Origin of the sequence: Ferrovibrio sp. MS7 (assembly GCF_038404985.1) — a bacterium.
GTDB classification, from domain to species: domain Bacteria; phylum Pseudomonadota; class Alphaproteobacteria; order Ferrovibrionales; family Ferrovibrionaceae; genus Ferrovibrio; species Ferrovibrio plantarum.
Map to the genome: position 1 here is coordinate 122491 of NZ_JBBKBA010000001.1, position 12577 is coordinate 135067.

Annotated in this window: 13 protein-coding genes; all 13 read right to left on the minus strand. The window is 64.0% G+C overall.

What is annotated here, in order from left to right:
* Positions 1 to 34: 34 nt before the first annotated feature.
* Entirely contained in the window at positions 35 to 643 is a 609-nt protein-coding gene (locus tag V6B08_RS00520) for a flavin reductase family protein (RefSeq protein ID WP_341976998.1), read from the minus strand.
* Positions 640 to 1641 (minus strand): LLM class flavin-dependent oxidoreductase, encoded by a 1002-nt coding sequence (locus V6B08_RS00525; RefSeq protein ID WP_341977000.1) that lies wholly within the window; start codon positions 1639 to 1641, stop codon positions 640 to 642. Before V6B08_RS00525 ends, V6B08_RS00520 begins: the two co-directional genes overlap by 4 nt.
* Positions 1638 to 2618 (minus strand): LLM class flavin-dependent oxidoreductase, encoded by a 981-nt coding sequence (locus V6B08_RS00530; RefSeq protein WP_341977002.1) that lies wholly within the window; start codon positions 2616 to 2618, stop codon positions 1638 to 1640. The genes V6B08_RS00525 and V6B08_RS00530 overlap by 4 nt, the downstream gene beginning before the upstream one ends.
* Positions 2611 to 3087 (minus strand): (2Fe-2S)-binding protein, encoded by a 477-nt coding sequence (locus V6B08_RS00535; RefSeq protein WP_341977003.1) that lies wholly within the window; start codon positions 3085 to 3087, stop codon positions 2611 to 2613. Before V6B08_RS00535 ends, V6B08_RS00530 begins: the two co-directional genes overlap by 8 nt.
* Positions 3084 to 3971 carry an FAD binding domain-containing protein gene (locus V6B08_RS00540; protein ID WP_341977006.1) on the minus strand — a complete coding sequence of 296 codons (888 nt, stop codon included), beginning with the start codon at positions 3969 to 3971 and terminating at the stop codon, positions 3084 to 3086. The genes V6B08_RS00535 and V6B08_RS00540 overlap by 4 nt, the downstream gene beginning before the upstream one ends.
* Positions 3971 to 4414, minus strand: coding sequence for an SRPBCC family protein (locus V6B08_RS00545; RefSeq protein WP_341977008.1), 444 nt, complete (start codon positions 4412 to 4414; stop codon positions 3971 to 3973). Before V6B08_RS00545 ends, V6B08_RS00540 begins: the two co-directional genes overlap by 1 nt.
* Positions 4414 to 6681 (minus strand): xanthine dehydrogenase family protein molybdopterin-binding subunit, encoded by a 2268-nt coding sequence (locus V6B08_RS00550; RefSeq protein ID WP_341977009.1) that lies wholly within the window; start codon positions 6679 to 6681, stop codon positions 4414 to 4416. The genes V6B08_RS00545 and V6B08_RS00550 overlap by 1 nt, the downstream gene beginning before the upstream one ends.
* A complete protein-coding gene (locus V6B08_RS00555) occupies positions 6678 to 8198 on the minus strand; it encodes a tripartite tricarboxylate transporter permease (RefSeq protein ID WP_341977011.1) in 1521 nt (506 codons plus the stop codon). The genes V6B08_RS00550 and V6B08_RS00555 overlap by 4 nt, the downstream gene beginning before the upstream one ends.
* Positions 8191 to 8640 carry a tripartite tricarboxylate transporter TctB family protein gene (locus V6B08_RS00560; RefSeq protein ID WP_341977013.1) on the minus strand — a complete coding sequence of 150 codons (450 nt, stop codon included), beginning with the start codon at positions 8638 to 8640 and terminating at the stop codon, positions 8191 to 8193. The genes V6B08_RS00555 and V6B08_RS00560 overlap by 8 nt, the downstream gene beginning before the upstream one ends.
* Before the next feature lie 10 nt (positions 8641 to 8650).
* On the minus strand, positions 8651 to 9610 hold the full coding sequence (locus V6B08_RS00565) for a tripartite tricarboxylate transporter substrate binding protein (protein ID WP_341977015.1): 960 nt from the start codon (positions 9608 to 9610) through the stop codon (positions 8651 to 8653).
* A gap of 50 nt (positions 9611 to 9660) precedes the next feature.
* Positions 9661 to 10509, minus strand: coding sequence for an IclR family transcriptional regulator (locus tag V6B08_RS00570; protein WP_341977017.1), 849 nt, complete (start codon positions 10507 to 10509; stop codon positions 9661 to 9663).
* 170 nt (positions 10510 to 10679) lie between these two features.
* The gene (locus tag V6B08_RS00575; protein ID WP_341977019.1) at positions 10680 to 11924 is read right to left on the minus strand and encodes a threonine synthase; all 1245 of its coding nucleotides are present in this window, start codon (positions 11922 to 11924) and stop codon (positions 10680 to 10682) included.
* Positions 11925 to 12031: 107 nt separating this feature from the next.
* Positions 12032 to 12484: a cupin domain-containing protein gene (locus V6B08_RS00580; RefSeq protein WP_341977021.1), complete on the minus strand. Its 453-nt coding sequence runs from the start codon at positions 12482 to 12484 to the stop codon at positions 12032 to 12034.
* Between the last annotated feature and the right edge of the window lie 93 nt (positions 12485 to 12577).

Genomic DNA, 12577 nt, shown 5'->3' on the forward strand with positions numbered 1-12577 from the left:
TGTTGCTTCCGTTCCTCAAAGAGCCATAAGCCGGTCAAACCGCGATGAACTCGCTGACCCGGCAATAATTCCGGCCGCCGATGCGGCCCAACGCGTTGCTGGCTGCCGCATCCACATGGCAGGCCTTGTTCACCAGGCCGCTGCGGGCATGCATCAGCAGCACGCGGCCGACCACCAGGGAATTCGGCGCATCGCCGAATTCCACGATCTTCTCCACCCGGCATTCGAACTGGATGCGGCTTTCCGCCACGCGCGGCGGGCCAACCAGTTCCGATGGCAGGGTGGTAAGCCCGGCCTTCGCCAGCTCATCAACGCCGGGTTCCTCGATATCGGCGCAAAGCTGCACGGCTTCCGCCAATTCCTCCGGCACGGTGTTGATCACAAACTCGCCGCTACGCCGCACATTGCGCAGGGTATCCTTGATGCCGCGCGGTGCCGGACCGACCGAGAAACCCAGCAGGCCCGGATTGGCCGCCACGATGATGAACTGGCTAAATGGCGCGGCATTGATGCCGCCATCCTCGTTCAACGTCGTGACGAAGGCGATGGGCCGCGGAATCACGCTGCCGGTCAGCAGCTTGTACCGCTCCGGCGGCGTCAGGCTGTCCAGCGTGATGCGGTCGTATGCGGGTTCAAGTGTCATGAGGCTCGCGGCAGGATGGCTTCGCCGAACCACTGAATCTGGTCCTGCAGCTCGCTCATGGTGTTGGCCGGCACCATCAAAGCCGTGCAATGGTCAACGCCGATGGTTTTCAGGTAGGCGATCTTTTCCAGGATCACGTCCGGCGAACCGACCAGGTTTGCGATTACCTGCTGGCTGAGATCGCGGCCCGTATAGGACAGCGACTTGCGATGCGCCACCAGGCCGCTCTCCATGTAGATGCGCTCGGCCTCTTCCATGGTTTTGGCAATGGTGAAGGAGAATTGCGGCGCCACCTCGATGGACTTGGGGTCGCGGCCATGCTCGGCGGCGCGACGGCGCAGCAATTCGATGCGCTCCTTCATTTCCGGCAGCGGACGCCAGCCCGGCAGCCAGCCCTCGCCATAGCGCGCGGCGCGCTCCACCACCTCGACATTATGACCACCGATGAATAGCGGGAAAGGCTGCTGCTTCGCCTTCGGGAACATCTCCACATCCTTGAAGCCGTAGAACGGGCCTTCATGGCTGGCGCTCTTGTCGTAGAGCAGCTTGAGCAAGGCAGCGATACCGTCATCCATCATGTCGCCACGCCGCGCCTTGGCCAGTCGCGTGTTCCAGGCGGCGAATTCCTCGCGATAGGCACCCAGGCCGATACCAAGCACAAAGCGGCCATTGGTAAGCTGGTCCATGGTGGTGACCTGCTTGGCCAGATACACCGGATCGCGCATCGGCAGCACCAGCAGCGAGGTGCCGAGCCGCAGCTTGGTGGTGGCGGCGCCAATGGCGGTGAGCGTGATCAGCGGCTCGTAGAAAGCCGGCGGCGTGTCCGGGAATAACTCGCTGACGTATTTCTGCGTGGTGATATGGTCGTTGCCCCACACCGAGTCATAGCCGAGCTTTTCGCACAGCACGCCGAGCTTGACGAAATCCTCCGGCTGCACGAACGGGATCGGATACATCACGCCCTCGAAACCGGTGGGCAGGCAGATACTGAATTTCATTGGTCCCCCTTCGCGGCCGCCATGGCCGCCTTGATCAAATCCGAAACCTGCTGGCTTTCGCTGACACCACTCAGCACCAGTTCATCCAGGCCGGCAGCGCCGTAGGCGGCAAAGCGCGCCGCCACTTCCGCCGCGGTGCCGCTGGCGGCATGGCTTGCAACGATACGGTCGGTGAGCAAGGCATTGGCGGCAGACCAATCCTCGGCTGCCACGGCGGCGCGCAAGGCCGCCTGATCGAGCGTATTGCCGGCCAGTTCGAGATTGAGGCGGTGATGCTGGCCGCGCAGCACGATGGCCAGCACCCGGCGCAGGCGCTGATGCGCCGTTGCAGCATCCGCCGCCACCGAGCCATAGACCAGGCCGATGCGACGCACGGCACGGCCATTGGAACCGCGCGCCACATGATCCAGGCACCAGCGCATGAAATCGATCGAGGTGGCCGCCGAAAGCAGCACGCCATCGGCTTCGGCGCCGGCCAGTTCCAGCATCTTGGGCCCCGAAGCAGCCAGGATGACCGGCAGCGGCCCCGGTGCATGCACCAGCCGGCGGCTCTCGATGCGGAAACTCTCGCCCTGGAATGTCACCATCTCGCCGGCCAGCAACGCGCGCACCACGCGGATCGCCTCGCGCATCGGCGCCAGCGGCTTTGGGATCTCCAGGCCTACCGAACCAAGATCCACCGGCGCGCCGACACCAAGGCACAGCGTGATGCGCCCGGGATAAAGCTCATCCAGCGTGGCGGCACTCATGGCAAGCTGCACCGGATGCATGGTGAAGGGCGACATCGCCATCAGCGCAACGTCGATCAGCGGGCTTTCCTGCAAGGCGGCAGCGGCCAGCGCAATGGGGTCGCGCTGGAACAGATGGTTGGCGATCCACACACGGCGGCGCTGCCCGGCCTGCACGCCGGCGGCGAGCTTGGCGCGGAAGGCAGCCGGGGTTTCGCGGCCATCGGAACTGATACTCAGGTCAAACAAGGCTCTTCACCGCTTCGATGATCTTCACATAGCCGGTGCAGCGGCAGATATTGCCGCGCAGGAAATGCCGGATCGTCGCTTCCGTGGGCTTTTCATGCAAAGCCAGCAGCGCGCGCACCGCCAACACGAAACCCGGCGTGCAGAAACCGCATTGCAATGCGCCATGATCGACGAAGGCCTGCTGAATGCGGTCCAGCTTGCCTTCCTCGCCCACGCCCTCGATGGTCAGGACATCGCGGCCATCGGCATCGGCGGCCAAAGTCGAGCAGGCACTGGCCGGCAGGCCATCCAGCAGCACAGTGCAGGCGCCGCAGACCTCGACATCGCAGGAACGCTTGGTGCCGGTAAGGCCTAAGCGGTTGCGCAGGAAATCCACCAGCAATTCGCTGGGCTGGATTTCCACCTCACGCGGCTGGCCGTTCACCACCGGTGTGATGCGGATTTTCGCAATGCCCTGAACGTCGCTCATGCCGGCACCCGCTTCGCCTCTGTCTCATGGCCCAGAGCGGCCGTCAGCGCGCGCTCCAGCATGGTCAATGCCAGATGGCGCTTGTAATCGGCGCTGCCATGGCTGTCGTCCGATGCCTCGATTACGGCTATTTCTTCCGCTGCTATGCCCAAGCAGGCTTCCGCCACATCGTGCATCGCCTTGCCGCTTGCCGCAGCCATCGTGGCCGGCAATGGCAGCGGGCGGCCACTGACCGCGCCGATCCAGAATTGCGCTTGAGCAACCTTGCCAGTCGCATCCGGCAGGATCACGGCAGCCGCACCCGCCGCCGGGCGCTCGCCAGCGCCATAGCAGCGATAGGCGGCCTGCAGGCCGGGAGCCGGCTTCGGCACCAGAATGGCGGTCATCACTTCGCCGGGCTGCCGTTCGGTCTCGAAATCACCAAGGATGAAATCAGCCACCGCACAATCGCGCTGGCCTTCCTTGCCTTGCAGCCGCACCCTGGCGCCGAGTGCCGCCAGCAAGGCCGGCGGATCGGCGTGAGGTTCGGCGAAACACAGATTGCCGCCCAGCGTGCCGGCGCAGCGCACGCGGATATTGGCGATGCCGTCACTCAATTCGGCATAGGCCGGCAGAAGGCGCTGCATCAGCGGATGGTTGGCGATGCGATGATGACTGGCGAGGGCACCGATCACCACATCATCGCCGGCCTCCTCGATGGCGGCCAGTTCGGCCAGTGCCTTCAGGTCAACCAGGTGCGGGTAATGCAGCACACGGGCCTTCAGAGCAATCAGCAATTCGGTGCCGCCGGCATAGACCGAGGCATCGTCGCCATAGCGATCCAGCAGGCCGAAAACCTCTGGCAGCGAGCGGGGGCGGTGCAGTTCGAAGCGGCGCGGCAGCATCAGCGCAGCACCTCCTGCTGCAATTGCTGGCTGAACTCGGCGAAATTCTCGTCCGCCTTCTTGCGGATCACCGAGTAGCCGAGCGATGCCAGCCTACCTGCCACCTGCAGGCCGGCCTGCACATTCAGCGCCGATTGCGGCTCTGCCTGCAGTATCACCTCGAAATTCACAGTGAAATTCGTGCCAGTGAACTTGTCCCGTCCGGTGGCGCGGGCGCGCACCAGTTCGTTGGCGCGCATCTCGTCGATGAAGATTTCTGCCGGCACTTCCAGCTTGAAGGGGCCGATCTTCTGCTTCAGCACCGCCTTGTAATGCGCCAGCTCGGCCACTTCCTCCACCTGTTCGCAGCCGGGAATGCAGCCGGCGATGCGGCGGAAATCCAGCAGCACGGGCCAGACCTCTTGCGGCGCGCAGGGCAGCGGCATGGACATGGCGAAATCCATCACGCCACTCCCTTCGCCTTGATATCGCGCAGCGCACGCCAGACTTTTTCCGGCGTCAGCGGCAGACTCTTGATGCGCACGCCATAGCGGCGGGCCAGGGCATTGGCGATGGCGGGAGCTGTCGGCAGGATAGCGCCCTCGCCCATGCCGCGCGCACCGCCGGGGCCAGGGCCATCACCGCCTTCGATCAACACGGTATGGAATTCATCCGGCGCCTCGTCGATGCCCGGTACATGATAATCGATCATGCTGGCATTCACCGGCTGGCCGTCTTCGTAGAGCAGTTCCTCGAACAGGCCATGGCCGATGCCCTGCATCGCCGCACCTTCGTCCTGCCCCTCGGCGGCCACGCGGTTGATCACCTTGCCGACATCGGCGACGCTGACATAGCGTCGCACGGCAATGGCGCCGGTGCCTTCATCCACATCGATCTCGCAGCCAGCGGCGGCGGTTTCCCAGAACAGCGGCGCCTGCACGAAAGCCCCGCCGCGATATTGCGGCGTGATCACACCAAGGCCCGTCACCTCGCCGCTATCGATGCCGAAACAGCGATGCAGGATGTCGCGGAAACTATGCAGCTCATTGCCGACCAGCACGCCACCCGGCGCCAGGCGGCATTGCTCAATGGTGGTCTCGAAGGCAATGGCAGCCAGCTCCAATATCTTGCGCGCGGCATCGCTGGCCGCTTCCTGCACCGCCAAGCCGATGATCACAGTGGAACGGCTGGCGCCGGTGCCCCAATCAAACGGCGTGGTCAGCGTGTCGGGCTCGGCCACGCTCACCTGCTCCACCGGCTGGGCCAGCACATCGGCCGCCAGCTTCGCCAGCACGGCGCGCACGCCCTGGCCGATCTCGACGCTGTTGGCGAACACCACCATCGAGCCATCGATATGCAGCCGCACCATGGCCGAGCCGACCGCCATGATGCCGGGATCGCTGGCCGCCACCGCCAGGCCGCGCGCCGGGGCGTCGCTGCCCTTGGCTCCCGGCGGCAATGCCTGCGCCACCAGGTCCAGCGCCTCACCCATATCCACGTCGATGGGCCGCAGGTCGGACCGCACCGTCTCGCCCCGGCGCAACAGATTGCGGCGGCGCAGTTCCAGCGGCTCGATGCCCAGCGCATCGGCAATCTGATCCATCTGCGACTCCGTCGCCCACACTGCCTGCGGCCCGCCGATGGAGCGGAAGGCGGCGCCGGGCACGGTGTTGGTATAGACGGCGAGCGATTCAAGCCGCAGGTTGGGAATGCGATAGGGGCCGATGGCACGGTTGGCGGCCTTGATCGCCACGGCCGGCCCGGTATCGGCATAGGCGCCGCCATTCATCACCACGCGCACCGCCTTCGCCAGCAGCGTACCATCGGCAGCGACGGCGGTGCGTAGCGACACCGTGGCGCTGAGGCGGCGGCAAGTGAGCATCGATTCGGCAATCGACAGACAGAGCCGCACCGGCTTGTGCAGCTTCCAGGCCAGGCCGGCCACCAGCGGATCGAGCTTCACCGAGGCCTTGCCGCCGAAGCCGCCGCCGACATAGGGCACACGTACGCGGATCTTGCCCTGCGGCACGCCAAAAATGGCGCCGATCACTTTCTGCACCGCACTCGGAGACTGGCCGCAGCTCCACAGGCTGAAACCATCGCGCGGATCGTAATCGGCGATAACGCAATGGGGCTCCAGCGCATAATGGAACACCATGGGGAAGTCGTAACTATCCTCGAAAACCCGGTGCGCCGCCGCCATGGCGGCATCCACATCGCCGGTCTCGTAGGCGAAATTCTGGAACACATTGCTGCCGGCCACCGGCTTGGCCTGGCCCTTGAAATAGAAATCTTTGAGCGTGTCCATGCGCTCATGCAGCAGCGGTGCATCGGGCGCCAGTGCCGCCTCGGCATCGGTCACATAGGGCAGATCCTCATAATCCACCAGGATGGCGTCGAGTGCCTCCTCGGCGCTGTATTCATCCTCGGCCACCACGGCAGCCACCGGCTCGCCGACATAGCGCACGCGATCCACGGCGATCAGTGGGCGGTCGCGCAGGAACAGGCCCCAGTGATGATTGAGGCTGGCGAAATCCGCGCCGGTCAGCACCGCCACCACACCGGGCATCCGCAACGCCGCTTCAGCATCGATCCCCTTGATCCGCGCATGCGGCAGCGGGCTACGCAACAGCTTGGCATGCAGCATCCCCGGCACGGTGACATCGGTGACGAAGCGGGCAGCGCCGCTCACCTTCTCCACTGCATCGGGCCGGGGGGTGGATGCCGTCATTTCGTTTCTTCCTGCGGCTCCAGCCCCAGCGCCGCATTGCTGCGCCGCCAGGCCAGAAGCTGCATCACCAGCACCGCCAGGCCGAGCACCAGGATGATGCCGGACATCGGCCGGCTGATCAGGATCATCGGGTTGCCATCGCCCATCAGCAGCGACTGGCGCAGCGAGGTATCGAGCAGATCGGCCAGGATGAAAGCCATGATCAGCGGCCCGGCCTCGATGCTGGCCTTGCGGAACAGATAGCCGATCACGCCGCCGGCCATCAGCACACCGACATCGAACCAGGCATTGCGCAGGCTGTAGGCGCCGAGGATGGCAATGGCGATGACGATGGGACTGAGGATCCAGAACGGCACGCGCAGCAACTGCACCCACAGGCCAACCAGCGGCAGGTTGAGGATCAGCAGCATGACATTGCCGACATACATCGACGCGATCACGCCCCAGAACACATCGGCATGCTTCACCAGCATCAGCGGGCCGGGCTCGATATTCTGGATCAGCAACGCCGCCAGCAGCACGGCGGTCACCGCATTGCCAGGAATGCCCAGCGTGAGCAGCGGTACGAAAGCAGCCGAAGCGGCTGAATTGTTGGCCGATTCCGGGCCGGCGACGCCGGCGATATTGCCCTTGCCGAAGCTCTCCGGATGCTTCGACAGGTTCTTCTCGATGGTGTAGCTGAGCAGGGAACCGAGAATCGCGCCGCCGCCAGGAATCAGGCCGAGCAGGAAGCCGAGCACCGAGCCACGTCCGATCGGCCAGGCGGAATCCTTCCAGTCCTGGCGTGACGGCATGATGCGGCCGATCTTGGTCGTTACCAGCGTCGACTCGCCGCGCTGTTCCAGGTTGTAGAGAATCTCACCGAGGCCGAAGATGCCCATCATCAGCGGCACGATGCCGATGCCGTTGGTCAGATCGAGGATGCCGAAGCTGAAGCGTGGATCGCCGGTCATGGTATCGAGGCCGACCAGGCCGAGCAGGATGCCGAGGAACACCATGCAGAGGCCGCGCAAAGGCGGGCCGCCGGCCAGCGTGCTGGCCAGGATCAGGCCGAAAGTCGCCAGCGCGAAATATTCCGGCGGGCCGAAACTAAGCGCGAAACGGGCGAACATCGGCCCGATCAGCGTGAGTCCGACCACGGCGAGCGTGCCGGCAACGAAGGAGCCGATGGCGGCAATGGCCAAAGCCGGGCCGGCGCGGCCCTGCTTGGCCATCTCATGGCCATCGATGCAGGTAATCACGGAAGCCGCCTCGCCCGGCACTTTAAGCAGGATCGAGGTGGTGGAGCCGCCATACATGGCGCCATAATAGATCGCCGCCAGCATGATCAGCGCGCCGAGCGGCGAACCGACCTGATAGGTGATCGGCAGCAGCACGGCGATGGTGGTGACCGGCCCGAGCCCGGGCAACACGCCGACCAGCGTGCCGAGCAATGAGCCGACCAGGGCATAGAGAAGATTTTCCGGCAGGACCGCAAGCGAGAAGCCGTGGCCGACCTGCTGCAACGCCTCAAGCATGGGGCCAAACCTCGATGGGCGTGTCCAGGAACATGCTGAACAGCACGGCGCCGCCAGCCGTCACCAGCAGCGAAACCAGCAAGGCCGGCAGCAGGCCGCGGCCATAGATGAACTTCACCAGGATGAACAGCATCACCGCCGTGGGAATGGCGAAGCCGAAACGCGGCAGGGCCGCCACGTAAATCCAGAGCAGGACCAGGGTGGCGATGGGCAGCAACTGGAAGCCCTCGCCTTCGCCCCGGCCTTCGCGGCCACGAATGGCCTGCACCAACAGGACGACAGCCAGCGGCAGCAGGGCCAGGCTGGCGATCATCGGCATCAGCCCGGAACCGGGGATGCCGTGATCCCAGAAGCCGAGCTTGAGAGAGCCCACGCCGAAAGCCACGGCAAGCGCGATCATGACAAGTGCCGAGACTCCGAGCGGCGTGAAACTCCCCCGCATGACGCCCGCCTTACTGCTTGATCTGCGCCAGCAGCGTACGCGCGCTGGCAATTTCGGAATCGACGAGCTTCTTCACCTCGGCGCCCGGCAGATCCACCACCACCATGGCCAGACGGTTCATGGTGTCGATGAAGCCCTGATCCTTCAGCGCCGCACGGAAGGCGCCTTCCAGCTTGAGTCGGGCCGCTTCCGGAACGCCGGCCGGCGCGATGATCGCCTGCACCGAACGTAGCGACTTGAAGCCCATCTCATTCATCGTCGGGGTATCGGGGAAGCGCGGCGAGCGCGCCGGCGTGTTCACCGACAAGAGCCGCAATTCCTTCTGCTCCACGAAGGGCGCCCAGACCGAGGTTTCGGAGATGAAATCGACATGCGCACCGAGCAGGGCCGGCACCGAACCCGCCGAACCCTTCTGCGGGATATGGACGAACTTGGCGCCGGTTTCCACCATCAGCCCTTCGATGCTGAGATGCTGCGTGGTACCAACGCCACCGGTGCCAAACTTGACCTTGCCGGGATTCTTCTTGCCGTCGTCGATCAGTTCCTTGAGCGTCTTCCACGGCGCATTGGCGGGCACCGCCACGCCGATCAGGTTGTCGCCGTAATAGCTCACATAGGAAAAGCTCTTTTCCGGATCATACTGCACCTGGCGACCCGCCAGCGGGATCAGGTAGCTGCTGGTGGAAAGCACGCCGAGCGTATAGCCATCGGGCTTGGCAGCGGCCAATTCGGTCATGCCCAGCACGGTGGCGGCGCCTGGCTTGTTCACCGGGACTATCGGCTGGCCCAGCACCTTCTCTGCCGCCTTGGCCAGCACGCGCGCGGTCTGGTCGGTGCTGCCACCGGCATCCCACGGGATGATCAGGTTGATCGGGCGATCGGGAAATTCGGCGCGCGCGGCGCCAGCCGAAGCGAACAGCGCCACTGCCGCCAATGCGGAAAACGCCGCCGTGATTGTCTTGCTTTGCATCATACGCCCCCTTGTTGCTGGTTGTTCCTGTTGTTGCGGGAAACTCAAACTCAAGCCGTACTCATCGCCTGACCGCGCGAAGCCAGCTTGCGCCGGGAGGCGCCAAGCCGCTGGGAAATCCGCTCTGCCGTGGCCGCCACCACGGCGCCAAGCTGATCGAGCCTGGCGCGCGACACCATGGCTTGCGGCAACGCACCGCTGATCGCTGCCACGATGCGGCCATTGCTGTCGCGCACCGGCGCGCCGATGGAGTAGATGCCGATAATGTTTTCGCCTTCCGACAAGGTGTAGCCCTGCTTGCGCGCCTTGCGGATCTCGGCCACCAATGCGGCCACACTCAGCTTGGTCTTGGGCGTGCGGCGGATCAAATCACTGGCGCTCAGGATTGCCTTGATCTCGGCATCATTCATATCCAGCAGCAGGGCCTTGCCCAGTGCCGTGGTATGCAGCGGGATGCGGTCTCCAGGCGATACCTGGATCGCAATCGGGCCGCTGCTCTGCAAGGTGGCAAGATACAGCGCCTCGTTTTCGCGCAGGATGCCGAGATAGGAATTCAGCTTGTGGTCCCGCACCATCGGCTCCATCTCGGGCAGACTGACTTCGGCCAGGCTGCCGCCGCGCATGAAGCTGGAGCCGATCTCGAAAGCATGCGGCCCGATGCGGTATTTCCGCGTCACCGGCTCCTGCTCCACGAAATCGCGTTCGCTCAGGGTATTGAGCAAGCGCTGCACAATGCTCTTGGACAGGTCGAGTTCACGCGCCAAGTCGCGCACACCAATGGTGTCGTCGGCGGCGCCAAGCATTTCCAGGATGCGCAGGCCACGGTCCAGCGACTGGCTGCGGCTCTTGGCATCGCGGCCTTCAGTGTTCCGATTATCGGTACTTTGTCCCGATTTCATGCAGGCAGCATGACAAGCCGGCGGCGATCAAGTCAAGCCAGTTTCTGTGCATCTGCAATGCTGCCGTAAAAAGCAGCAAGTTTTCATCACTGCGCAGATGATCCGCGCAGCTTCTCCGCATCAATGGTTGTTGTCAGTGCCGCCGGCTGACGCGACGCGCGCAATCCAGCTCACGCCATCAGGCGGCGGAGCAGCTCGTCGAGACCGTTTTCGTCAATATGAGGCACGCCATCGACAATGGCCGGCACATCCTTGAGGCCTGACGAGGTGAGAATCGCCACCACCGGCCCCTCGAAACGCTCGCCGCGCGCCGATGCCGCACGCAACGCAGCAAGCCCGGCGACGCCGGCGAGTTCCTGGTACAAGCCGGTATGGGCCAGGCTGGCGCGGATCGACACCAGATCTTCATCGCTGCAGGTAAGGGCAACGCCGGCAGTGTCGCGGATCGCGCGCACGCCGCGATAACTGTTCACCGTGCAGGCAATACCACCGGCGATGGTCGGCACTGATGCCACTTCCACGGCAGCGGCATTGCTTTGCAGCGCACGCGCCAGCGGGCCGCGCGCAGCCGGCTCGGCCGAGATGATACGCGGCACGCGGTCGGTGAGGCCCAATTGCTGCAATTCGCGAAAACCCTTGGCCAGGCCGTAAAGCAACTCGCCATAGCCGGTCGGCACCACCACGCAACCCGGCAGCTTGCGCCCAAGCTGCAGAAAAAGTTCATAGGCCACGGTCTTGTAGCCTTCCGGACCGAAGGGATTGCCGGTGTGGAAACGCGTGAGATTACTGACCGGGAAATAGCCGGTTTCCGCGATAATCCGGCGCAGCACCGGCCAGCGCCGCTCGGTCGGCACCAGCACCAGTTCGGCACCATAGGCAGTGATGAACTGGCGGAAGGCCGACTGCGCACCGGGGCTGGAAACGATCACGCAAGGCAGGCCCATGCGCGCGGCATAGGCGGCGGCGGCGGCGCCATGATTGCCGGAAGAAGCTGCCGCGATGCCACGCGCCCCGCCGAGCTTGGCGGCACTCACGGTGCAGAGATTGAGGCGGTCCTTGTGGCTCCAGGTCGGGTTGCGGCTTTCATCTTTCAGCAGCAATTCGCCATCGAAGCCGATGGCCGCCGCGATAGCCCCGCCATCGAGCAGCGGTGTGCCGCCTTCGCCCATGGAAATGCCCGGCGCCAGTGGCGGCAGCAACGGTGCCCAGCGGTCGAGACCGGGTAGCGGCGCTTGATCAAACAGCTTTAAATCAACTTTGGCGTAGTCGTAGTCGATCTCCAGCGGATACTGCATCTCTTCGCTGCTGCTCACCGGGCAGCCCTGCAGCAAAGCCGGTTGCAACGGGAAAAGCTGCGTCGGATCGCCAAGCGAGCGCTGACCGATAGCGAGCGATGAAGAAGGAGACTGCGCCATAACCTGTATATCCGCCTGCTTTAGGAAAGCCCGAAGCATTTCCCTCTAAAGCATCGGCGACGAATTACAAGCCTGATGGCATCAGCCCTGCGGCCGCTTCCAGGTGGCTACTTCCATGGTGTGGGGGCTGGAATGGCACAGGGCGCCGGCATATCGACGGTGCTGAAATCGGCCGGGCTGACGATTTCGAGATATTCCATGTCTGGCGAATAATCGAACAGGAAATGCACGATGCCGGGACGCTGATGCACGCAGTCGCCGGCCTTCACCAAGGTTTCCTTGTCTTCATACATGAACCGGGCCCAGCCCTTCAGCATGATGACGATATGGAAGGTGGCCTCATGGCGGTGCCAGCCGGTGCCTTCTTCCGGCGGCAGATTGGCTTTCACCAACTGGGCCAGAACCATGCCGTTGGTGGCTGCGGCAATGCCGAGATCACGATAGAGGAAGAAATCGCGCAGGCCGCCGGATTTGAATTCGGTATCGCCTTCACCAACATGCGAGAAAGCCGTGGCGATCAGGGCATCAATGGCAGGCTTGGTCAACGTATCGGTCTGCATGGGGCCTCCTGGGGCAGGCAAGGTTGCAGGGCAAGACACTGCAATGAAATCCGCAAATCTCGTGCCACAGGGCTGATTTTGAGTTTTTTCAGT